The organism is Kitasatospora sp. NPDC058406 (genome assembly GCF_042722765.1).
GTDB lineage: Bacteria > Actinomycetota > Actinomycetes > Streptomycetales > Streptomycetaceae > Kitasatospora.
The window spans coordinates 1-25,782 of the sequence record NZ_JBHXKE010000132.1; the positions used below are offsets into that span (position 1 = coordinate 1).

The window sequence follows — 25,782 nt, forward strand, 5'->3', positions numbered from 1 at the left end:
CCCTGCTCCGGGCCGGGCTGGCACCGCTGGGCCCCGAGGCCCGGCAGCGGCTTCTGGTGGACCTGGTGCGCAGCGAGTCGGCGGCCGTTCTCGGGTACGCCGACACGGCCCGGGTGGAGCCCGAACGGCCGTTCCGCGAGGTCGGTTTCGACTCGCTGACCGCCGTCGAACTGCGCAACCGGCTGGTCACCGCGTGCGGCCTGGAGCTGGCCGTCACCACCGTCTTCGACCACCCGACCGCCACCGCGCTGGCCGAGCACCTGCTGTCGCTGCTGGTCGGCCGGACTGACGGGCCGGACGGGCCGGACGGGCCGGACGGCGGCGCGGGCGGCGCGGGCGCCGCGACCGGTGGTCCGCTGCCGGTCGGCGAGCCGCTGGCCGTGGTGGGGATGGCCTGCCGGTTCCCCGGCGGGGTGCGCTCCCCGGAGGACCTGTGGCGACTGGTCGCCGACGGCACGGACGCGGTGGGCGGGCTGCCCACCGACCGCGGCTGGCCGCTGGACTCGCTGTACAGCGGCGACCCGGAGGCGCCCGGCACCTTCTACGCCACCGCGGGCGGATTCCTGCACGACGCGGGCGAGTTCGACGCCGAGTTCTTCGGCATCTCGCCGCGCGAGGCGCTGGCCATGGACCCGCAGCAGCGGCTGCTGATGGAGACCGCCTGGGAGGCCGTGGAGCGGGCCGGCCTGGACCCGGCCGGGCTGCGGGGCAGGAGCGGCGGGGTCTTCCTCGGCGTGGCCGCGCAGGGCTACGGCGCCGGGCCGCAGGATCCGGCCGCCGACGTCGAGGGCCACCTGCTCAGCGGCACGGTGACCAGTGTGGCCTCCGGCCGGATCGCCTACACGCTGGGCCTGGAGGGCCCGGCCGTGACGGTGGAGACCGCCTGCTCCTCCTCGCTGGTGGCGCTGCACCTGGCCGGGCAGTCGCTGCGGGCCCGGGAGTGCTCGTTCGCGCTGGTCGGCGGGGCGGCGGTGATGGCGAGCCCGGACGCGTTCGTGGAGTTCAGCCGCCAGCGCGGGCTGGCCGCCGACGGGCGGTGCCGCTCGTTCTCCGACGAGGCCGGCGGCACCGGCTGGTCGGAGGGGGTGGGCGTGCTGCTGGTCGAGACGCTGACCGAGGCCCGGCGCCTGGGGCACCCGGTGCTGGCCGTGGTCCGCGGCACGGCGATCAACCAGGACGGTGCCAGCAACGGCCTCACGGCTCCGAACGGGCTGGCCCAGCAGCGGGTGATCCGTCAGGCGCTGGCGAACTCCGGGCTGTCGGCCGCCGAGGTGGACGCGGTGGAGGCGCACGGCACCGGCACCACGCTGGGCGACCCGATCGAGGCCGGCGCGCTGCTGGCGACCTACGGGCGGGAGCGGCCCGGGGACCGGCCGCTGTGGCTGGGGTCGCTGAAGTCCAACATCGGCCACACCCAGGCCGCCTCGGGCGTCGCCGGGGTGATCAAGAGCGTGCTGGCGCTGCGTCACGCCGTCCTGCCCAGGACCCTGCACGCGGAGCGGCCCTCGACCCGGGTGGACTGGTCGGCGGGCGCGGTCGAGCTGCTGACCGAGGCCCGCCCGTGGGAGACCGAGGACGGGCGCCCGCGCCGGATCGCCGTCTCGTCGTTCGGGATGAGCGGCACCAACGCGCACGCCGTCCTGGAGCAGGCCCCCGAGCCCGCTCCGGCCGGGGCCGGCGACGCGAGCGGCGCGACCGGCAGCACCGGCACGGACGGCGTAGGCGACGCGAGCGGCACGACCGACGCGACCGGCGCGGGCGGGCTGCCCTGGCTGCTCTCGGCCCGCGACGCGGCCGGGCTGCGCCGACAGGCCGGCCGGCTGCTGGCCGCCGTCGACGCCGACCCCGGGCTCACCGCGACCGAGGCCGCCCGCACCCTGGCCACCGGCCGCGCCGCGCTGCCCCAGCGGGCCGCCCTGGTCGGCGCGGACCGCGACGCGCTGCGCGCCGAACTGGCCGCGCTGGCCGGGGGACTGCCCTCGGGCGGGGTGTTCGAGGGGCGGTCCGGCGCGCCGGGCACGGTCTTCGTCTTCCCCGGCCAGGGTTCGCAGTGGGCCGGCATGGCCGTCGAACTCCTCGACACCGCACCCGTCTTCGCCGAGCGGATGGCGCAGTGCGAGAAGGCCCTCGCCCCGCACGTCGACTGGTCGCTGACCGGGCTGCTGCGCGACGGCGACCCGCTGGACCGGGTCGAGGTGGTGCAGCCGGCACTGTGGGCGGTGATGGTCTCGCTGGCCGCGCTGTGGCGTTCCCACGGCGTCGAGCCGGCCGCCGTGGTCGGCCACAGCCAGGGCGAGATCGCCGCCGCCGTCGTCGCCGGCGCGCTCTCCCTGGAGAACGGCGCCAAGGTGGTCGCGCTGCGCAGCCGGGCACTGCGCCGACTGGACGGCGCGGGCGGGATGGTCTCCGTGTCGGCCGCGCGGGACCGGGTCACCGAGCTGCTCGAACCGTACGGGCCGGAGCTCGCCGTGGCCGCGGTCAACGGCCCGCAGGCGGTGGTGGTGGCCGGCGCGCCGGAGCGGCTCGTCGCGCTGCTGGCCGACTGCGAGCGCGCCGGGGTGCGGGCCCGGCGGATCCCGGTGGCGTACGCGGCGCACTCCCCGCAGGTCGCCGAGGTGCGCGAGGAACTGCTGGCACACCTCGCCGAGGTGCGGCCCCGGCCCGCCGAGGTCCCGCTCTTCTCGACGGTCACCGGCGAGCGGATCGACGGCGCGCTCCTGGACGCCGCGTACTGGTACCGCAATCTGCGCGAGCCGGTCGTCTTCGACACCGCGACCTCGGCGCTGCTCACGGCCGGTTACGAGCTGTTCGTCGAGGTGAGCCCGCACCCGGTACTGGTCGCGGCGGTCGACGGCTCGGCGCAGGCCGCCGGCCGGCCGGCCACCGCCGTCCCGACCCTGCGGCGCGGCGAGGGCGGACCCGACCGCCTGCTGCGGGCGCTGGCCGAGGCCTGGGCGGCGGGCGCGCCGGTCGGCTGGCGGGCCGAGCGGCCCCTGCGGCCGGACCGGCTGCCCACCTACGCCTTCGCCCGCGAGCGCTACTGGCTGCCCACCCCCGGGCGCGGCGGCTGGGCGGCCCTGGCCGGCGGTGCGGCGGCGGGCGCCGCACCGGCGGGCGACCCGGTGGCGGCCGGCGGGACGGACGGCGCGACGGACCCGGCCGGCGACCTGGCCCTGCGGCTGGCGCCGCTGGACCGGGCGGAGCGGCACCGGGTGCTGGTCGAGCTGGTCGGCGCCCACGCGGCCGCCGCCCTCGGGCACGCCTCGGCGGCGGCCGTCCGGCCCGACCGGCCCTTCGCCGAACTGGGCTTCGACTCGATGCTCGCGGTGCGCTTCCGCAACCGGCTGAGCGCGGTCACCGGCGTGCCGCTGCCACCGACGGCGGTCTTCGACCACCCGAGCCCGGCCGCACTGGCCGAGCTCCTGGAGAGCGTTCTCCGCCCGCCGTCGCGCGGCCCGGCCGAGGCCGAACTCGACCTGCTGGAAAAGGCCCTCGCCTCGCTCGACCCGGCCGGGCCGGACGGCCGCGAGATCGGCTCCCGGCTGCGCGAGCTGCTGCGCGGCTGGGGCGAACGGGCCGGCCGGGGCCCGGCCGAGGCCGAGCCGCCGGTGACCCTGGCGGCGGCGACCGCCGACGAACTCTTCGACCTGCTCGACAACGACTTCGGAATGGCCTGAGGGAGAGCTGGAACTGATGCCGGACAACGAGAAGCTTCTCGACTACCTCAGGCGAGCCACTGCCGACCTGGGCGACGCGCGGCGTGAACTGCGGGCCGCCGAGGACGCCCGGCACGAGCCGATCGCCATCGTCTCGATGGGCTGCCGCTACCCGGGCGGGGTGGACTCGCCCGAGCGGCTGTGGGAGCTGGTCGAGCGCGGTGAGGACGCCATCGGCGACTGGCCGGACAACCGCGGCTGGGACGTCGAGGGGCTGTACCACCCGGACCCGGACCACACCGGCACCTCGTACACCCGCAGCGGCGGGTTCCTCCACCAGGCCGACGAGTTCGACGCCGGCTTCTTCGGGATATCGCCGCGCGAGGCGCTGGCCATGGACCCGCAGCAGCGGCTGCTGCTGGAGACCTGCTGGGAGACCGTCGAGCGCGCCGGTCTCGACCCGGCCGGGCTGCGCGGCAGCCGGACCGGCGTCTTCGTCGGCGCGATCGGCAACGGCTACGGGGCGGGCGCCCGGGGGCTGCCCGAGGTCGAGGGGCTGCTGGACACCGGGACGGCGAGCAGTGTGCTCTCCGGGCGGGTCTCGTACACGCTGGGCCTGGAGGGTCCGGCGATCACCATGGACACCGCCTGCTCCTCCTCGCTGGTCGCCCTGCACCTGGCGGTGCGCTCGCTGCGCTCGGGCGAGTGCGAGCTGGCGCTGACCGGTGGCGTGTCGGTGCTCGCCGCCCCGGACGCGTTCGTGGCGTTCAGCCGGCAGCGGGCGCTGTCCGCCGACGGCCGCTGCAAGGCGTTCGCGGGCGCGGCCGACGGCACCGGCTGGTCCGAGGGTGTCGGCGTGCTGCTGCTGGAGCGGCTCTCCGACGCCGTGGCCCGCGGCCACCGGGTGCTCGCCGTCATCCGGGGCACCGCGGTCAACCAGGACGGCGCCAGCAACGGTCTGACCGCGCCCAACGGCCCCTCGCAGCAGCGGGTGATCGCCGACGCGCTGGCGGACGCGCGGCTGTCGGCCGCCGAGGTGGACGCGGTGGAGGCGCACGGCACCGGCACCCGGCTCGGCGACCCGATCGAGGCCCAGGCCCTGCTGGCCGCCTACGGACAGCAGCGGCCGGACGGACGGCCGCTGTGGCTGGGCTCGTTGAAGTCCAACATCGGCCACAGCTCGGCCGCTGCCGGGGTCGGCGGCGTGATCAAGATGGTGCAGGCGATGCGGCACGGTGTGCTGCCGAAGACCCTGCACGTGGACGAGCCCACCCCGTTCGTCGACTGGTCGGTGGGCGCGGTCGAGCTGCTGACCGAGGCCCGCCCCTGGGAGACCGAGGGCGAGCGGCCGCGCCGCGCCGGGGTCTCCGGTTTCGGGGTGGGCGGCACCAACGCGCACGCGATCGTCGAGCAGGCGCCGGACGCCGGGGACCTGCCGGACGCCGCGGGCCCGGACGCGACCGACGCGGACGCCACCGGCCCCGCCCCGGCCGGCCCGCTGCCCTGGGTGCTGTCGGCGCGCGACCCGCAGGCGCTCCGCGCCCAGGCCGCCCGACTGGCCGCCTCCCTGGCCGACGGGCCCGCGCACGACCCGGCGGAGATCGGCCGGGCGCTGGCCACCACCCGCACCGCCTTCGAGCACCGCGCGGTGCTGGTCGCCGAGGACGCCGTGGGCTTCGCGACCGCGCTGGAGGCGCTGGCCGCCGACCGGCCGGCGCCGAACGTGGTGCTGGGCACCGCCGGCCCGGCGGGGAAGACCGCCTTCGTCTTCCCCGGGCAGGGCTCGCAGTGGGCCGGCATGGCCGTCGAACTCCTCGACACCGCACCCGTCTTCGCCGAGAAGATGAACCAGTGCGAACAGGCCCTCGCCCCCCACGTCGACTGGTCACTCACCCAACTCCTGCGCGACGGCGCACCCCTCGACCGCGTCGACATCGTCCAACCCGCCCTCTGGGCCGTCATGATCTCCCTCACCGCCCTCTGGGAGTCCTACGGCGTCACCCCCGACGCCGTCCTCGGCCACTCCCAAGGCGAAATCGCCGCCGCCGTCGTCGCCGGAGCCCTCACCCTCGAAGACGGCGCCACCGTCGTCGCCCTCCGCAGCCAGGCCATCCACACCATCACCGGCACCGGCGGCATGGTCTCCCTCACCCACCCCCTCGACCACACCCACCAACTCATCGCCCCCTGGCACGACCGCATCTCCGTCGCCGCCGTCAACGGCCCCACCGCCGTCGTCGTCAGCGGCGACAACGACGCGGTCGAGGAACTGCTCGCCGCGGACCCGACCGCCCGCCGCATCCCGGTGGACTACGCCTCGCACTCGGCGCAGGTCGAGCGGATCCGCGAGCGGCTGCTCTCCGACCTGGCCGGCCTGCGCCCGACGGCGGCCCGGCTGCCGTTCTTCTCCACCGTCGACGGCCGCCGGCTGGGCGGCGAGGAGCTGGACGCCGGCTACTGGTACCGCAACCTGCGGCAGACCGTGGAGTTCGAGGCCGCCACCCGGGCCCTGCTGGCCGACGGCTTCCGCTACTTCGTGGAGGCCAGCGCGCACCCGGTGCTGACCTTCGGTGTGCAGCAGAGCGCCGAGGCCGCCGAGGTGGAGGCGGCCGCACTCGGCACGCTGCGCCGCGACCAGGGCGGACTCCCCCGCTTCCTGCTGGCCCTCGGCGAGGCGCACGCGGCGGGCCGTTCCCCGCACTGGCCGGCCCTCTACGGCGCGCCGCGCGGCGGCCGGCCGGTCGAGCTCCCCGGCTACGCCTTCCAGCGCCGCCGCTACTGGCTCCAGACCCCCGACCGGCCGAGTCCGGCGACCGATCCGGCCGGCGAGCGGTTCTGGTCGGCGGTGCGCGAGGGCAACCTCGCGGAGCTGACCGACACGCTGGGCGTCGAGCCGCAGGCCCCGCTGAGCACGGTGCTTCCCGCGCTGGCGGACTGGCACGCCCGCAGCCGCGAGCAGGAGCGGGTGGACTCCTGGCACTACCGGGTGACCTGGCGGCGGCTGGCGGCCGGTACGGACGACGCCGCGCCGAGCGGGCGGTGGCTGCTGCTGGTGCCCGCCGCGCGGGCCGACCACCCGCTGGTCGCGGCCTGCACCCGGGTGCTGGCCGGCACCGAGCTGCTGACCGTCGAGCTGGCCGAGGCCGACACCGGGCGCGCCGTGCTGGCCGAGCGGCTGGCCGGACCGGCCGCCGCTCCGCTCGACGGGGTGCTCTCGCTGCTGGCACTGGACGAACGGCCGCACCCGGCGCACCCGGTGGTCCCGGTCGGCCTCGCGCTGAACCTGGCGCTGGTCCAGGCGCTGGCCGACCTGACGGTGGGCTGCCCGCAGTGGTGGGCGACCGCCGGAGCTGTCGCGGTCGGACCGCAGGACGGACCGCCGAAGCCCGGCCAGCAGCTGAGCTGGGGACTCGGCCGGGTCGCGGCGCTGGAGTACCCGCGCGCCTGGGGCGGCCTGCTGGACCTCCCCGAGCAGATGGACGACCAGGGCGCGGCCCTGCTGGGCCGGCTGCTGGCCGGGGCCGGCGACGAGGACCAGGTGGCGGTGCGCCGGGACGGCGGCTTCGGGCGGCGGCTGGTCCGCGGCACCCGACGTCAGGCCCGCACCGGGGCCCGGCAGCCCTGGCAGCCGCGCGGGACCGTGCTGATCACCGGCGGAACCGGCGGGATCGGCACCCAGATCGCCCGCTGGACGGCCCGGACCGGCGCCGAGCACCTGGTGCTGGTCGGCCGGGCCGGGCCGCAGGCGCCCGGCGCGAGCGAACTCGCGGCGGAGCTCACCGCACTCGGCTGCCGGGTCACCCTGGCCGCCTGCGACGTGGCCGACCGGGCGGCACTGGGCGCCCTGGTGGAGCGGCTGCGCGCCGACGGCGAGCAGATCCGCTCGGTGCTCCACGCGGCCGGCGCCGGCCTGCTGGTGCCGCTGGCCGACACCGACCTGCCCGAGTTCGCCGACACCCTGTACGCGAAGGTCGGCGGCGCGGCCAACCTCGACGAGCTGTTCCAGGACACCGAGCTGGACGCCTTCGTGCTGTTCTCCTCCATCTCCTCGATCTGGGGCAGCGCCGTCCACGGCGCCTACGCCGCCTCCAACGCCTACCTGGACGCGCTGGCCGAGCGCCGGCACGCGCAGGGCCTGGCCGCCACCTCGGTGGTCTGGGGCATCTGGAGCCCGGAGGGCGGCGCGGGCATGGCCGCGCAGCTGGTGGAGGAGCAGTTGCGGGCGCAGGGCGTGGTGTTCATGCCGCCCGCCCTCGCGGTGACGGCCCTCCAGCAGGTGCTGGACGGCGACGAGGTGGTGCCGATCGTCGCCGACGTGGACTGGGGCAGCTTCGCACCGGTCTTCACCTCGGCCCGGCCCAGCCCGCTGATCGGGGACCTGTCCGAGGTGCGGGTGGCGCTGGCCTCCGAACCCGCCCCGGACGAGCCGGCCGGCACCGCGGGAGAGCTGCGGGAACGGCTGCGCCGGCTCCCCGCCGCCGAACGGGACCGGGAGCTGACCGAGCTGGTGCGCTCGGTCGCCGCCGGGGTGCTCGGCCACGACTCGGCCTCCGCCGTCGACTCGGCGCGGGCCTTCCGCGACCTGGGCTTCGACTCGCTGACCGCCGTGGAGATGCGCAACCGGCTGAACACCGCGACCGGGCTGCGACTGCCGGTGACCGTGGTCTTCGACTACTCCTCCGCGAGCGCGCTGGGCCGGCACCTGGCGGCCGAACTCTTCGGCGCCGGGGCGCCCGCCCCGGTGGCGGCCGTCACGGCCGTCACCACCGTCGCGGCGGACGAGGACCCGGTCGTCATCGTGTCGATGAGCTGCCGCTACCCCGGCGGCATCGACTCCCCCGAACGGCTGTGGCAGGCGCTGGCCGGCGAACTCGACGCGATCGGCGAGCTGCCCGCGGACCGCGGCTGGGACCTGGCCGGCCTCTTCGACGCCGACCCCGACCGCCCGGGCACCAGCTACAGCACCGCCGGCGGCTTCGTGCACGGCGCCGGCGACTTCGACCCGGCGTTCTTCGGCATCTCGCCGCGCGAGGCACTGGCCATGGACCCGCAGCAGCGCCTGCTGCTGGAGACCTCCTGGGAGGCGCTGGAGCGCGCCGGCATCGACCCGAGCACCCTGCGGGGCTCCCGGGTCGGCGTGTTCGCCGGCGCCGCCTACCAGGGCTACGGCGGCAGCATGGACCGGGTGCCCGACGAGCTGGAGGGCCTGTTCATCGCGGGCGTGTCGACCAGCGTGCTGACCGGGCGGGTGGCGTACACCCTGGGCCTGCGCGGCCCGGCGGTGACCATCGACACCGCCTGCTCGTCCTCACTCGTCGCCGTCCACCTGGCGGCCCGGGCGCTGCGCGCCGGCGAGTGCACGCTCGCGCTGGCCGGCGGCGCCGCGGTGATCGGCACCCCGCTGTCGCTGACCGGCTTCAGCCGCCAGCGCGGCCTGGCCGCCGACGGTCGCTGCAAGTCCTTCTCCGCCGAGGCGGACGGCTTCGGGCTGGCCGAGGGCGTCGGCCTGCTGGTGCTGGAACGCCTCTCCGACGCGCGGCGCAACGGCCACCCGGTGCTGGCGGTGCTGCGCGGCTCCGCGGTCAACCAGGACGGCGCCAGCAACGGCCTGACCGCCCCCAGCGGCCTGGCGCAGCGCGAGGTGATCCGCCAGGCCCTGGCCGACGCCGGGCTGACCGGCGCCGAGGTCGACGCGGTCGAGGCGCACGGCACCGGCACCCGGCTCGGCGACCCGATCGAGGCCGACGCGGTGCTGGCCACCTACGGGCAGGACCGCCCGGCGGACCGGCCGCTGCTGATGGGCTCGCTGAAGTCGAACATCGGGCACACCCAGGCCGCCGCGGGGGTCGGCGGGATCATGAAGATGGTGCTGGCGATGCGGCACGGCGTGCTGCCGCGCTCGCTGCACCTGGGTGAGCCGTCGCCCAACGTGGACTGGACGGCGGGCGCCGTCGAGCTGCTGACCGAGGCCCGCCCCTGGGAGGGCGGAGCCGAGCGGCCGCGCCGGGCCGGGGTCTCCTCGTTCGGGCTGAGCGGCACCAACGCGCACGTGATCATCGAGCAGCCGCCGGCCGAGCCGCCGGCAGCCGAGCGGGCCGACGCCCGCCGGGCCGTGCCGTGGCTGCTCTCCGGACGCAGCCCGGAGGCGCTGCGGGCGCAGGCCGAGCAGCTGCGCACGCTGGCCGAGCAGGGACACGAGCCGGTGGACGTGGGCTGGTCGCTGGCCACCACCAGGACCGCCTTCGAGCACCGCGCGGCCGTGGTCGCCACCGAGCCGGCCGAGTTCGCGCGCGGGCTGGACGCGCTGATCGCCGGCCGCACCGGGGCCGGCCTGGCCCGGGGCATGGCCGGGCAGCACGGCCGCACCGTCCTGGTCTTCCCCGGCCAGGGTTCGCAGTGGGTCGGCATGGCCCTCGAACTCCTGGACACCGAGCCGGTGTTCGCCGAGCGGCTGGCGCAGTGCGAGCGGGCCCTGGCGCCTTACACGGACTACTCGCTGCTGGAGGTGCTGCGTTCGGACGACCCGATGGACCGGGTGGACGTGGTGCAGCCGGTGCTGTTCGCGATGATGGTCTCGCTCGCCGCCCTGTGGCGCTCGTACGGCGTCGTGCCGGACGCGGTGGTGGGCCACAGCCAGGGCGAGGTCGCCGCCGCGGTGGTGGCCGGCGCGCTGAGCCTGGAGGACGGCGCCAAGGTGGTCGGGCTGCGGAGCCGGGCGCTGCGGGTCCTGGCCGGGCGGGGCGCGATGCTGTTCGTGCCCCTGGCGGTGGAGGAACTGACCGACCGGCTGGCCGCGTTCGGCGACCTGATCGGGGTGGCGGCGGTCAACAGCCCGACCTCGGTGGCGCTCTCCGGCGATCCGGCCGCGCTGGCCGAGCTGTCGGACGCGCTGTCGGCCGACGGCGTGATGAACTGGCGCGTCCCCGGGGTGGACTTCGCCGGGCACTCGGCCCAGGTGGAGGAGATCGAGCAGGAGCTGCTGACCCTGCTGGCGGACGTGTCGCCGCGCGCCGGCGAGAGCGTCTTCTACTCCACCGTCACCGGTGGGCCGCTGGACGGCGGGCTGCTGGACGCCGGCTACTGGTACCGCAACCTGCGCCGGCCGGTGGAGTTCGGGCGCACCGCCCGCGCGCTGCTGGCCGACGGCTACGACGTGTTCGTGGAGTCGTCCGCGCACCCCGCGCTGACCGTCTGGCTGGAGCAGGCCGCCGAGGCGGCGGGCACCGGCGCCGCGGTGGCCGGCACGCTGCGCCGGGACGAGGGCGGCCGGGAGCGGTTCCTCACCTCGCTGGCCGAACTGCACGTGCGGGGCGCCGCGGTGGACCTCGCCGCGCCGTTCGCCGGCGCGTCGACCCGGCGCACCGAGCTGCCCACCTACCCGTTCCAGCGCTCCCACTTCTGGATGGTGCCCGAGGCGGACGGGCAGCCGGAGGCGGCGCCGCTGGACGAGGGTTTCTGGAACGCGGTGGGCCGCGGGGACGCGGCCGCGCTGGCCGACTCGCTGCGGATCGAGGACGCCGGCACCCGCGCGGCCCTGAGCGGTGTGCTGCCCGCGCTGGGCGACTGGCTCGGGCGCAGCCGGGACCGCGCCGCGGTGGACGGCTGGCGCTACCGGGTCCAGTGGCGGCCGCTGACGGCCGTCACGGGCTCCGGCCCCCGGGGGAGCTGGCTGGTCGCCGTCCCGGCGTCGGCGGCGGACCACCCGCTGGTCGCGGACTGCGTCCTGGCGCTGGGCGAGCACGGTGCCGAGGCGGCGGTGCTGGCGGTCGCCGACGCCGACCGGGCCGCACTGGCCGCGCGGCTGGGCGAGCTGCGGCCGGACGGCGTGCTGTCGCTGCTGGCGCTGGACGAGCGGCCGCACGCGGAGGGCTCCGCGCTGCCGGCCGGACTGGTCGCGCTGGTGGCGCTGCTCCAGGCGCTCGGTGACGCCGCCCCGGACGCCTCGCTGTGGTGCGCGACCAGCGGCGCGGTGTCGGTGGGCCGCTCGGACCCGCTGAGCGGCCCCGCGCAGGCGACGGCCTGGGGCCTCGGCGGGGTCGCCGCGGTGGAGTACCCGCAGCGCTGGGCCGGGCTGGTGGATCTGCCCGCCCGGCTCGACGACCGGGCGCGGGCCCGGTTGGCCGGGGTCCTGGCCGGCGGCGAGGGCGAGGACCAGGTGGCGGTGCGCTCCGCCGGCCTGTTCGCCCGTCGGCTGGTCCCGGCCGGGACCGGCGCGCGCACCCCGGCGCGGGCCTGGACGCCACCGGCGGACGGCACGGTGCTGGTCACCGGCGGCACCGGCGCGCTGGGCGCGCGGGTGGCCCGCTGGCTGGCCCGGGGCGGGGCGCGCCATCTGCTGCTGACCGGCCGCCAGGGCCCGGCGGCGCCGGGTTGCGCCGAACTCGTCGCCGAGCTCGCCGAGTCGGGGGCGGAGGCCACCGTGGTGGCGTGCGACGTCTCCGACCGGGAGCAGGTGGCGACGCTGCTCGCCGGCATCCCGGCCGAGCTGCCGCTGCGCGCGGTGGTGCACGCGGCGGGCGTGCTGGACGACGGCGTGCTGGACACGCTGACGGCGCAGCGGGCGGCGCACGTGCTGCGGCCCAAGATGGACGCGGCGCTGCACCTGGACGAGCTGACCCGGGACCACGAGCTGTCGGCCTTCGTGCTGTTCTCCTCGCTGGCCGGCACGCTGGGCGGCACGGGGCAGGGCAGCTACGCGGCGGCCAACGCCTTCCTGGACGCCCTGGCCGAGCAGCGCCGGGCGGCCGGACGGGCGGCCACCTCGGTGGCCTGGGGCCTGTGGGGCGGGGAGAGCCTGGCCGGTGGCGCGGTGAGCGAGCGGCTGATCCGCAACGGCCTTCCGGCGATGGACCCCGATGCCGCGCTCGTCGCCCTTCAGCAGGCACTGGACCACGACGACAGCACGGTGGTGGTGGCCGACTTCGCCTGGGAGCGGTTCGTCCGCGCCTACACGGCGCTGCGACCCAGCGCCGTGCTCAAGGACCTGCCGCAGGCCGCGGCGGGCGCCGCGACGGCCGGTGAGGAGTCGTCGCCGGCCGCCCGGCTGGCCCGACTGCCGCTGCCCGAGCGCCGGGCGGCGCTGGGCGAGCTGATCCGCGGCGAGGTCGCCGCGGTGCTGGGCCACGCGGATCCGTCGGCGATCGAGCCCGAGCGGGTCTTCAAGGACATCGGCTTCGACTCGCTGACCGCCGTGGAACTGCGCAACCGGCTGGCCGAGGCGACCGGACTGCGACTGTCGGTCACCCTGGTCTTCGACTTCCCGACCACGGCCGTGCTCACCGACCACCTGCTCGCCCGACTCCCGGGCGGCGACCCGGCGGCGGCCGAGGCGGCGGTCCAGACCGTGGACGAGGCGGCGGCAGCCGTCGAGGCCGCCCCGGACGCGGCCGACGACCCGGTCGCGATCGTCGCGATGGGCTGCCGCTTCCCCGGCGAGGTGCGCTCGCCGGAGGACCTGTGGCGGCTGCTGATGAGCGGCACCGACGCGATCTCGGGCTTCCCCACCGACCGCGGCTGGGACCTGGAGGGCCTCTACGACCCGGACGGCGCGACGGTCGGCACCACCTACGCCCGCGAGGGCGGCTTCCTGTACGACGCCGCCGACTTCGACCCGGCGTTCTTCGGGATCTCGCCGCGCGAGGCGGTCTCGGTCGATCCGCAGCAGCGGCTGCTCCTCGAAGTGGCCTGGGAGGCGTTCGAGCGGGCCGGGATCGACCCGACGACGCTCAAGGGCAGCCGGGGCGGGGTCTTCGTCGGCTCCAGCTACCGGGACTACGGCTCCCGGATGACCAAGCCGTCGGAGGAGTTCGAGGGCTACCTGGGCATCGGCAGCGCCGGCAGCGTGGCATCGGGGCGGATCGCCTACACCTTCGGCCTGGAGGGCCCCGCCGTCACGGTGGACACCGCCTGCTCCTCGGCGCTGGTGGCCCTGCACCTGGCCGCCCAGGCGCTGCGCGCCGGCGAGTGCTCGCTGGCGCTGGCCGGCGGCGTGACGGTGATGGCCCGACCGGACGCGTTCGTCGAGTTCAGCCGCCAGCGCGGGCTGGCGCCCGACGGCCGGTGCAAGCCCTTCGCCGCGGCCGCCGACGGCACCGCCTGGGCCGAGGGCGCCGGGCTGGTGCTGCTGGAGCGCCTCAGCGACGCCCGCCGCAACGGCCACCCGGTGCTCGCCCTGGTCCGCGGCTCGGCGGTCAACCAGGACGGCGCCAGCAACGGCCTGACCGCCCCCAACGGCCCCTCGCAGCAGCGGGTGATCCGCCAGGCGCTGGCCTCGGCGGGCCTGTCCGCCGCCGAGGTCGACGCGGTGGAGGCGCACGGCACCGGCACCAAGCTGGGTGACCCGATCGAGGCGCAGGCCCTGCTGGCCACCTACGGACAGCAGCGCGGGGACGAACGCCCCCTGCTGCTGGGCTCGTTGAAGTCCAACATCGGCCACAGCCAGGCCGCCGCCGGCATCGCGGGCGTGATCAAGATGGTGCTGGCGATGCAGCACGGGATCCTGCCCGGCACCCTGAACGTCGACCGGCCCTCGCCGTTCATCGACTGGACCGCGGGCGCCGTGGAGCTGCTCACCGAGCACACCGCGTGGCCCGCCACCGACCACCCGCGCCGGGCCGGTATCTCCTCCTTCGGTGTCAGCGGCACCAACGCGCACACCGTGCTGGAGCACGTCCCGGCCGAGGCGGCGGAGCCGTCGGCGCCCGCCGGGGGACCGTGGCTGCTGTCGGCCCGGACCCCCGAGGCGCTGCGCGGGCAGGCCGCCCGGCTGCTGGAGCACGAGCGGACCGGACCGGACCGGGACCCGGGCGCCGCGCTGGCCGCCGGCCGGGCGGGCTTCGAGCACCGCGCCGTGCTGCTCGGCGCCGACCGTGCCGCGCGCGCCGGGGCACTGGCCGCGCTGGCCGCCGGCACCGAGCACCCCGGCGTGGTCACCGGCACCGCCGGCCGGCCCGGCAGGACCGCCTTCCTGTTCTCCGGACAGGGCAGTCAGCGGCCCGGCATGGGCCTGGAGCTCTACCGCTCCCAGCCGGTCTTCGCGGACGCCTTCGACCGGGTCTGCGCCGCACTGGACCCGCTGCTGGAACGCCCGCTGCACGAGGTGATCGCGGACGGCGAGGCCCTGGCCCGCACCGAGTACACCCAGCCGGCCCTGTTCGCGCTCGGCACCGCGCTGTTCGAGCTGGCCGGGCACTGGGGCATCACCCCCGACTACCTGCTCGGCCACTCGATCGGCGAGCTCACCGCCGCCCATGTCGCCGGGGTGCTCTCACTGCCCGACGCGGCCGCCCTGGTGGCGGCCCGCGGACGGCTGATGCAGGCGATGCCGGCCGGCGGCGCGATGGTGGCGCTGACCGTCTCGGCCGAGGAGCTGGCACCGATGCTCGCCGAGCGGGCCGACGTCCTCTCCCTGGCCGCCGTCAACGGCCCGGCCTCGACCGTGGTCTCCGGCGACCCGCGGGCGGTGGCGGAACTCGCCGCGCACTGGGAGGCCCTGGGCCGGCGCTCGCGCCGGCTGCGGGTCAGCCACGCCTTCCACTCCCCGCACATGGACGGGATGCTGGCCGAGTTCCGCGCGGTGGCGAGCACCCTGGAGTTCCGCCCGCCGCGGATCCCGCTGGTCGCCAACCGGACCGGGGCCCTCGCCACCGCCGAACAGCTGGCCTCCCCCGAGCACTGGGTCGACCAGGTGCGCGGCACGGTCGAGTTCCGGGCCGGCATCGACCGCCTGGAGGCGGCCGGCGTCGACCGCTACCTCGAACTGGGTCCGGACGGCTCACTGACCGGGCTCGGCCAGGACTGCCTGGCCGAGCGGTCACCCGGCGCGCTGCTGGTTCCGCTGCTGCGCCGCGACCAGCCCGAGGAGACGGCACTGACCGCCGCGCTGGCCCGGTTGCACGCCCACGGCACACCGGTGGACTGGAGCCGCCGCTTCCCGCCGACCGCCGCGCGCGAGGCCGCCGGCCTGCCTACCTACGCCTTCCAGCACCGGCGCTACTGGCTGGAGGCGACCGCCCCCGAGGCCGACCTGCCGTCGGCCGGGCTGCTGGCGGTGGACCACCCGCTGCTCGGCGCGGCGGTCGAACTGGCCGGCGGCGAGGGCTTCCTGTTCACCACCCGGCTCTCCTGCCGGACCCAGCCGTGGCTGGCCGACCACCGGGTCTTCGACGGCGTGCTCTTCCCCGCCACCGGCTTCCTGGAACTGGCCGTGCGGGCCGCCGACCAGGCGGACTGCGGGCAGGTCGAGGAACTGACCCTGCAGGCCCCCCTGGTGCTCTCCGCCACCGGCGGCACGGTGCTCCAGCTCCTGATCGGCGCCCCCGAGCCGTCCGGCGCCCGGAGCCTGACGGTGTACGCCCGGCCGGAGGACGGCCCCGAGGAGGAGTGGACCCGGCACGCCGACGGCCTGCTCGCCCCGGCCTCGCCCGCCGAGCCCGAGGACCTCGCCCAGTGGCCGCCGGCCGGCGCCGTCCCGCTGCCCGTCGACGGCCTGTACGAGCGGTTCGCCGCCGGCGGCTTCGGCTACGGCCCGGCGTTCCAGGGCCTGCGCGCGGCCTGGCGCCTCGGCGAGCAGGTGTTCGCCGAGGCCGAGCTGCCGGACGGCCCGCGCGGCGAGGCCGGCCGCTACGGCCTGCACCCCGCGCTGCTGGACGCCGCCCTGCACGCACTGGTCTTCGACGTCCTGCCGGGCACCGGGCCCGAGGGCGAGAGCCAGGGATGGCTGCCGTTCTCCTGGACCGGCGTCGCCCTGCACGCCCGGGGCGCGGCGTCGGTCCGGCTGCGGCTGACGCCCACCGGGCGCGACTCGGTGGCCGTGCTGGTCGCCGACAGCACCGGGCGTCCGGTCGCCTCGGCCGAGTCGCTGGTGCTGCGCCCGGTCTCCGCCGACCAGGTGCGCCCGGCCCGCACCGCCCTCCACGAGGAGCTGTACCGGGTCGAGTGGAGGCGGCCGGCCCTGCCGGACACCGACGCGGCGACCTGGACCGAGCTGCCGGCCGGCGGGCGCGTCGCCGACCTGCTCGCCGCCGACGGGCCGGTGCCCGCACTGGTGCTGGCCCGCTGCGGACAGGAGGGCACCGGGCCACTGGCCGACGCCGTGCGGGCGGCCACCGGGCACGCGCTGGAGACGGTCCGCGACTGGCTGGCCGAGGACCGGCTGGCCGGCAGCACCCTGGCGCTGGTCACCGAGGGGGCCGTCGCGACGCAGCCCGGCGACGACGTCACCGACCTCGCGCAGGCCGCCGTCTGGGGCCTGCTGCGCTCGGCGCAGACCGAGAACCCCGGCCGGTTCGTCCTGCTGGACCTCGACGACCTGCCCTCCTCCCGGGCGGCGCTGGGCGCGGCGCTGGCGAGCGGCGAGCCGCAGGTCGCACTGCGCGACGGCGCGGCCTTCGTACCCCGGCTGGCCCGGGTGCCGCGCGCCGAGGACCCGGCCACGCCGGCCTGGGATCCCGAGGGCACGGTACTGGTCACCGGTGGCACCGGCGCGATCGGCGCCCATGTCGCCCGTCACCTGGTGACCGAGCACGGCGTGCGGCACCTGGTGCTGACCAGCCGCAGCGGCCTGCTGTCCGAGGGCGCCCCGGAGCTGCGCGACGAACTGACCCGGCTCGGCGCACTGGTCGAGGTGGCCGCCTGCGACGCCGCCGACCGGCAGGCGCTGGCCGCCCTGCTGGACGGCCTGCCGGCCGAGCACCCGCTGACCGCCGTGGTGCACGCCGCGGGCGTGCTGGCCGACGGCCTGGTCGCCGAGATGACGCCCGAACAGCTCGACACCGCGCTGCGCCCCAAGGTCGACGCGGCCGTCCACCTGCACGAGCTGACGGAAGGGACCAAGCTCTCCGCGTTCCTGCTCTTCTCCTCACTGGCCGGCGTCTTCGGCGGCATGGGCCAGGGCAACTACGCGGCGGCCAACGCCTTCCTCGACGGCCTGGCGCACCGCCGCCGGGCCCGGGGGCTGACCGCCGGCTCGCTGGCCTGGGGCCTGTGGGCGAACAGCACCGGCATGACCGGCGGCCTGGACGAGGCCGACCTGCGGCGGATCGCGCGCGGCGGGATCGTCGCCTTCGCCCCGCGGGAGGGCCTGGAACTGTTCGACGCGGCGCACGGCGTGGACGAGGCGATGGTGCTGCCGGTCCGGCTGGACACCCGGGCGATCGCGGCGCAGGCGGGCACCGGCGGCGTCCCCGCCCTGCTGCGCGGCCTGGTCCGGGCGCCGGCCCGGCGCGAGGCGGCGGCGGCCGGAGCGGCCGCCGCGGACGCGCCGCAGGCCCTGCTGCACCGGCTGGCCGGACTCGGCGAGCCGCAGCGGGCCCGGGTGCTGCTGGAGCTGGTCCGCTCGCACGTCGGCCTGATCCTGGGCTTCTCCCCGCAGGAGAGCGTGTCGGCCGACCGCGGCCTGCTGGAACTCGGCTTCGACTCGCTGACCGCCGTCGAACTGCGCAACCGGCTGCGCGCGGCCACCGGCCTGCGGCTGCCCGCCACCCTGCTCTTCGACCACCCGAGCACGACCGCGATCGCCGCGCACCTCGGCGAGCAGCTGGTCCCGGCGCCCGCCGAGCCGCAGGTCGCCGGGCTGGCCGAACTGGAACGGCTGGAACAGGCGCTGGCCGCCGACCCGCTGGACCCGGCGCTGGCCGGGCGGCTCCAGGCCCTGCTCTCCCGGGTCGCCCCGGACGCCTCCGGCGGCCCGGCGGACGGCCTGGAGGAACGGATGGCCACGGCCGGCGACGACGACCTCTTCGACTTCATCGAGAACGAGCTGGGGCTGTCATGACGGACACGCCGCCGGACCCGCGTGCCCCGCACCCCCGCAACCCGCTGACGAAGGTGACCACCGGTGAATGACGACAAGCTGCGCGACTACCTCAAGCGTGTCGCGACCGACCTGCACCGCACCCGCCAGCGACTGCAGGAGGTCGAGGCCAAGGACCACGAGCCGATCGCCGTCGTCGCGATGAGCTGCCGCTACCCCGGCGGGGTCACCTCGCCCGAGGAGCTCTGGGAGCTGGTCGCCGGCGGTGTCGACGCCGTCACCCCGTTCCCGGCCGACCGCGGCTGGGACCTGGACGCGCTGGTCGACAAGGACCGCGGACGGCCGGACACCAGCTACGCCGACGAGGGCGGCTTCCTGAGCGGGGTCGGCGCCTTCGACCCCGGCCTCTTCGGCATCTCGCCGCGCGAGGCGCTGGCCATGGACCCGCAGCAGCGGCTGCTGCTGGAGACCGGCTGGGAGGCCTTCGAGCGCGCCGGGATCGACGCCCGCACGCTGCGCGGCAGCCGCACCGGCGTCTTCCTCGGCGTGATGTACCAGGACTACGCGGTGCGGCTGCGCCGGGTGCCCGAGGACGTCGCCGGCTACCTGGGCAACGGCAGCTCCGACAGCGTCGCCTCCGGCCGGATGGCCTACACCTTCGGCCTGGAGGGCCCCACGCTCAGCGTGGACACCGCCTGCTCCTCCTCGCTGGTGGCCATCCACCTGGCCGCGCAGGCGCTGCGCTCCGGCGAGTGCGCGCTGGCGCTGGCCGGCGGCGCGATGGTGATGTCCACCCCGGTGCCGTTCGTGGAGATGAGCCGGCAGGGCGGGATGGCCGCCGACGGCCGCTGCAAGTCCTTCTCGGCGGACGCGGACGGCACCGGCTGGGGCGAGGGCGTCGGACTGCTGCTGCTGGAGCGGCTCAGCGAGGCGCGCCGCAACGGGCACCCGGTGCTCGCCGTCGTCCGGGGCACCGCCGTCAACCAGGACGGCGCCAGCAGCCGGCTGTCCGCGCCCAACGGCCCGGCCCAGCAGCGGGTGATCCGCCAGGCGCTGGCCGCCGCACGGCTGGGCGTCGCCGACGTCGACGTGGTCGAGGCGCACGGCACCGGCACGCCGCTGGGCGACCCGATCGAGGCCCAGGCGCTGCTCGCCACCTACGGGCAGGACCGCCCGGCGGACCGGCCGCTGCTGCTGGGCTCGCTGAAGTCCAACATCGGCCACACCCAGGCCGCGGCGGGCGTCGGCGGGGTGATCAAGATGGTGCTGGCGATGCGGCACGGCATCGTCCCGCCGACCCTGCACGCCGAGCGGCGCACCGAGCAGGTCGACTGGGAGGCCGGCGCCGTCGAGCTGGTGACCGAGGCGCGGGACTGGCCCGAGACCGGCCGGCCCCGGCGGTCGGCGGTCTCGTCCTTCGGCGTCAGCGGGACCAACGGGCACGTCGTCCTGGAGGCCGCCCCGCCGCTCGAAACGCCCGCCCCGGACGCGGACGCGGACCCGGCTTTGGACCCGCACGCGGACGGCCCGCACGCGGACGGCCCGCACGCCGACGGCCCGGCGCCGCGCACCCGCGGCCCGCTGCCCTGGGTGCTCTCCGGCCACACCGCGCCCGCGCTGCGCGCCCAGGCCGAGCGGCTGCGCGCACACCTGCTGGAGCGTCCCGACGCGGGCCCGGCGGAGGTCGGGCACGCACTGGCGACCACCCGCGCCGCCCTGGACCACCGCGCGGTGCTGGTCGCGGAGGACCGGGACGGCTTCCTGGAGCGGCTCGCGGCGCTGGCCGCCGACGAGGAGGCGCCCGGACTGCTGCGCGGCCGGGCGGGGACCGGCGGCGCGCTGGCCATGGTGTTCCCCGGACAGGGCACGCAGTGGGCCGGCATGGCGATCGAACTCCTCGACCGCGAACCGGTCTTCGCCCGGCGGATGGCCGACTGCGCGGCGGCGCTCGCCCCGTGGTCGGAGCGCTCCCCGGTGGAGCTGCTGCGCTCGGGCGAGCCGGTCGAGCGGGTGGAGGAGGTGCAGCCGCTGCTCTTCGCCGTGATGGTCTCCCTGGCCGCCGTCTGGGCGTCCTACGGCGTCGAACCGGCCGCCGTGGTCGGCCACAGCCAGGGCGAGATAGCTGCCGCCGTCGTCGCCGGCGCGCTGAGCCTGGAGGACGGCGCCAAGGTGGTCGCACTGCGCAGCCGGGCGCTGCGGGCGCTCGCCGGGCAGGGCGGGATGCTCTCCGTCGCGCTGCCGGCCGAGCAGGTCCGGGCCCGGATCGCGCCGTGGGGCGAGCGCCTGGCGCTGGCCGCGGTGAACGGGCCGTCCGCCGTCGTGGTGTCCGGCGAGCCGCAGGCGCTCGCCGAGCTGACGGCCGAGCTGACCGCCGCGGGCGAGCGGGCGAGGGACGTCCCGGTGGACTACGCCTCGCACGGCCCGCAGGTCGCCGCCGTCGAGCAGGAGCTGCTGCGCGAGCTGGCGGGCATCACGCCGCGGGCGGGCCGGGTGCCGTTCTACTCCTCCGTCACCGGCGCCCCGCTGGACACCGCCGGGCTGGACGCCGCGTACTGGTACCGCAACCTGCGCCGCACCGTGGAGTTCGAGGCCGCCACCGGGGCCCTGCTGGCCGACGGCTACCAGGTCTTCCTGGAGGCCGGCCCGCACCCCGTGCTCACCCCCGCGATCCAGGACAGCGCGGAGGCGGCCGGCGCGGACGCCTGCGTGCTGGGCACGCTGCGCCGCGGCGAGGGCGGCCCGGCCCGGTTGCTCGCCTCGCTGGGGGAGCTCCAGCTGCGCGGGGTGCCGATCGACTGGGACGCCGTCTTCGGCGGTCGCCCGGCGGCGCCGGTGGAGCTGCCGACCTACGCCTTCCAGCGCGAGGACTACTGGCTGGACGACGCCTCGGCGGCGCCCGGCGACCTGGCGGCGGCGGGCCTGGAAACTGCCGGGCACCCGCTGCTGGGCGCCATGGTGACGCTCGCCGACCAGGACAGCGTGGTCTTCACCGGCTCGCTCTCGCTGCGCACCCACCCGTGGCTGGCCGACCACGCCGTCCGCGGCTCGGTGCTGCTGCCCGGAACGGCGTTCCTGGACCTCGCGGTCCGGGCCGGCGACCAGGTCGGCTGCCCGGTCGTGCGGGAGTTCACCCTCGGTGCGCCGCTGGTGCTGCCCGAGCGGGGCGGCGTGCGGCTGCGGCTGACGGTCGGCCCGCCGGACGGTCGCGGCGAGCGGCCCGTCACGCTGCACGCGCAGTCCCCCGAGGCGGACCCGGAGGCGGCCTGGGTGCGGCACGCCGAGGGACTGCTGGGCGCGCCGTCCGCGGCCGAGGCGGTCCGCGAGGGCGAGGAGCTGGACCAGTGGCCGCCGGCCGGCGCCGTCCCGCTCGACCTGACCGGGATGTACCCGCGCTTCGCCGCGGCCGGTTTCGGCTACGGCCCGGCGTTCCAGGGGCTGACGGCGGCCTGGCAGCGCGGCGGGGAGCTGTTCGCGCAGGCCGAGCTGAGCGCCGGTCAGCAGGGCGAGGCGGGCCGCTACGGACTGCACCCGGCGCTGCTGGACGCGGCCCTGCACGCCACCGGGCTGGGCCCGGCGGCCGAGGGGCGGATGCCGTTCAGCTGGACCGGCGTGACCCTGCACGCCTCGGGCGCCGCGGCGCTGCGGCTGCGGCTGACCCCGACCGGTGAGAACACCCTGGCGCTGGCCGCCGCCGACCCGGCCGGGCGGCCGGTCGCCACGGTGGACGCGCTGGTGCTGCGCCCGGCCCCGGCCGACGGCGCGCCGGGCACCCCCCGGGGGAACGAGTCGCTGTTCGGCCTGGAGTGGGTCCCCGTCGAGGCCGGCGCCCCCGCCGACACCGCCCGGTGGACCCTGCTCGACGCACCGGACGACCTCCCGGGGCTCACCGACGCCCCGCCGGTGGTGCTGGTGCGGGTCGGCGGCGCGGCGAGCGTCCGCGAGTCGGCGCACCGCGCGCTCGGCCTGCTGCAGGGGTGGCTGTCGGACGAGCGGTTCACCGGTTCCCGCCTCGTCCTGGTGACCGACGGGGCGGTGGCCACCGGCCCGGACGAGGACGTCCCCGACCTCGCGCACAGCGGCGTCTGGGGCCTGGTGCGTTCGGCGTTGGCCGAACACCCCGGCCGGTTCGGTCTGCTGGACCTGCCCGCGGACGCGTCCGCGCTGCTCCCGGCGGCGGCCGCCGCGTTCGGCGCGCCGAACGCCGAGGACCAGCTCGCGGTGCGCGACGGCCTGCTGCGCGCGCCCCGGCTGGCCCGGATCCCGGCGCCCGACGGCCCGCCCGCGGCCCTGGACCCGGACGGCACCGTGCTGATCACCGGTGGCACCGGCACGCTGGGCGCCGAGGTCGCCCGGCACCTGGTGCGCGCGCACGGCGTGCGGCACCTGCTGCTGGCCGGCCGTCAGGGGCCCACCGCCCCGGGCGCCGCCGAACTGGCCGCCGAACTCGCCGGGGCGGGCGCCGCCGTCACGGTGTCGGCGTGCGACGTCGGCGACCGCGCGGCGCTGGCCGCGCTGCTGGCCGACGTCCCGGCCGCGCACCCGCTGACCGCCGTGGTGCACGCCGCGGGCGCGCTGGACGACGGTGTGCTCACCGCGCTGACCCCGGAGCGTCTGGACGCCGTCCTCGCGCCCAAGGCCGAGGCGGCCCTGCACCTGCACGAGCTGACCGCCGGTCTGCCACTGGCCGCGTTCGTGCTGTTCTCCTCGGCGGCCGGCGTCTTCGGCGGCCCCGGGCAGGCCAACTACGCGGCGGCGAACGCCGTCCTGGACGCCCTCGCGCAGCACCGGCGGGCCCGCGGCCTGGCCGGGCAGTCGCTGGCCTGGACGCTCTGGGCCCAGCGCAGCGCGCTGACCGGCGTGCTGGACGAGGAAGGCGAGCGCAGGCTGGCCCGCTCCGGGATGCCCGCGCTCACCACCGCGCAGGGCCTGGCGCTGCTGGACGCGGCGCTCGCCGTCGACCGGCCCGCCCTGGTCCCGATCCGGCTGGACCTGGCGGCGTTGCGGGCCGACGCCGAGACCCGCCCGGTTCCCGGCCTGCTGCGCGCACTGGTGCGCGGGCCGCTGCGGCGCTCGGCCACCCGCGCGGCGCCCGACGGCACGCCGGGCGGCCCGCTGGGCGCGCTGCCCGCGGCCGAGCGGGAGCCCGCGCTGCTGGCCCTGATCCGCTCCCAGGTGGCGGCCGTGCTCGGCCACGCCTCGCCGGAGGCGGTGGAGGCAGGCCGGGCCTTCCGCGACCTGGGCTTCGACTCGCTCGCCGCCGTCGAGCTGCGCAACCGGCTGAACCTGGCGACCGGCCTGCGGCTGCCCGCCACGCTGGTCTTCGACCACCCGTCGCCGACCGTGCTCGCACGGCACCTGCGGGCCGAGCTCTTCGGCGCCCAGGACGGCGCGGCCGGGGCCCCGGCGGCAGGCCGGGCCCGCGGGACCGGCGCGACCGCGGCCACCGGCGACGACCCGATCGCGATCGTCGCGATGGGCTGCCGTTTCCCGGGCGGCGTGCGCACCCCGGACGAGCTGTGGCGGTTGGTCGCCGAGGGCGCCGACGGCGTCGGGCCGTTCCCGGCCGACCGCGGCTGGGACCTGGAGGCGCTCTACGATCCCGACCCCGAGCACCGCGGCACCTCCTACGCCCGGGAGGGCGGCTTCCTGGACGCCGTCGGCGGCTTCGACGCGGAGTTCTTCGGCATCTCGCCGCGCGAGGCCGTGGCGATGGACCCGCAGCAGCGGCTGCTCCTGGAGATCACCTGGGAGGCCTTCGAACGGGCCGGCATCGACCCGACCGGGCTGGCCGGTGCGTCGGCCGGTGTCTTCGTCGGCCTGATGCAGCAGGACTACGCGGCCCGGCTGCTGCCGCACATCCCGGAGGAGGTCGAGGGCTTCCTCGGCACCGGCAACTCGGGCAGCATCGTGTCCGGCCGGCTGGCGTACGTCTTCGGCCTGGAGGGCCCCGCCGTCACGGTGGACACCGCCTGCTCCTCCTCGCTGGTCGCCCTCCACCTGGCCGCCCGGTCCCTGCGGCACGGGGAGTGCGACCTGGCGCTGGCGGGCGGCGTGACCGTGATGTCCAGCCCGGAGCTGTTCGTCGAGTTCAGCCGGCAGGGCGGGCTCGCGCCGGACGGGCGGTGCAAGCCGTACGCGGCCGCCGCCGACGGGACGGGCTTCGGCGAGGGCGCGGGCATCCTGCTGCTGGAGCGGCTCAGCGACGCGCGGCGGCTGGGGCACCCCGTGCTCGCCGTGGTCCGGGGCACGGCCGTCAACCAGGACGGTGCGAGCAACGGCCTGACCGCCCCCAACGGCCCCTCCCAGCAGCGGGTGATCCGCGCGGCACTGGCCGACGCCGGCCTGCGGGCCGCCGAGGTCGACGCGGTGGAGGGGCACGGCACCGGCACGCGGCTCGGCGACCCGATCGAGGCCCAGGCGCTGCTGGCCACCTACGGCCAGGACCGGCCCGAGGGCCGGCCGCTCTGGCTGGGCTCGCTGAAGTCCAACATCGGGCACACCTCGGCCGCCGCCGGGGTCGGCGGGGTGATCAAGACGGTCCTGGCGATGCGGCACGGGGTACTGCCCAAGAGCCTGCACGTGGACGGCCCGACCCCGCAGGTGGACTGGTCGGCGGGGGCGGTGGAGCTGTTGAAGGAGGCCCGTGCCTGGGAGACCGAGGACGGGCGGCCGCGCCGGGCCGGCGTCTCCTCCTTCGGCGTGAGCGGCACCAACGCCCACGTCGTCCTCGAACAGGCCCACGAGAACGAGCCTGCGGACCCGGAGCCCGCGGACCCGGAGCACGACGCGGACACGGTCGTCCCCTGGCTGCTGTCCGCCCGCTCCCCCGAAGCGCTGCGCGACCAGGCCGCACAACTGCTGACCCTCGACGGGCACCCGACCGACATCGCCCACTCACTCGCCACCGGCCGCACCGCCTTCGACCACCGCGCCGTCACCATCGGCACCCACCACCGACTGCACGACGCCCTCACCGCACTCAGCGAGGACACCCCCCACCCCGACCTCGTCCAGGGCACCCCCCACCACCCCGGCCGCACCGTCTTCGTCTTCCCCGGCCAGGGCTCCCAGTGGCCCGGCATGGCCGCCGCACTCCTCGACACCGAACCCGTCTTCGCCGAGAAGATCACCCAGTGCGAGAAGGCCCTCGCCCCACACGTCGACTGGTCCCTGAGCGACCTCCTGCGCAGCGGCGAACCCCTCGAACGCGTCGACGTCGTCCAGCCCGCCCTGTGGGCGGTGATGGTCTCCCTCGCCGCTCTCTGGCAGCACCACGGCATCCACCCCGACGCCGTCCTCGGCCACTCGCAGGGCGAGATCGCCGCCGCGGTGGTGGCCGGCGCGCTGAGCCTGGAGGACGGCGCCCGGGTCTCC

General features: G+C 77.2%; 3 protein-coding genes. All 3 read left to right on the forward strand.

Annotated features, from left to right (window positions below; genetic code table 11):
- A partial coding sequence (locus tag ACFWOG_RS24370) for an acyltransferase domain-containing protein (protein WP_380360972.1) occupies nucleotides 1-3,677 on the forward strand: 3,677 nt, incomplete at its 5' end.
- Nucleotides 3,678-3,693: 16 nt separating this feature from the next.
- Nucleotides 3,694-18,429: a type I polyketide synthase gene (locus ACFWOG_RS24375; protein WP_380360974.1), complete on the forward strand. Its 14,736-nt coding sequence runs from the start codon at nucleotides 3,694-3,696 to the stop codon at nucleotides 18,427-18,429.
- 63 nt (nucleotides 18,430-18,492) lie between these two features.
- Nucleotides 18,493-25,782 (forward strand): type I polyketide synthase (locus ACFWOG_RS24380; protein WP_380360976.1); only part of this gene is annotated, 7,290 nt, incomplete at its 3' end.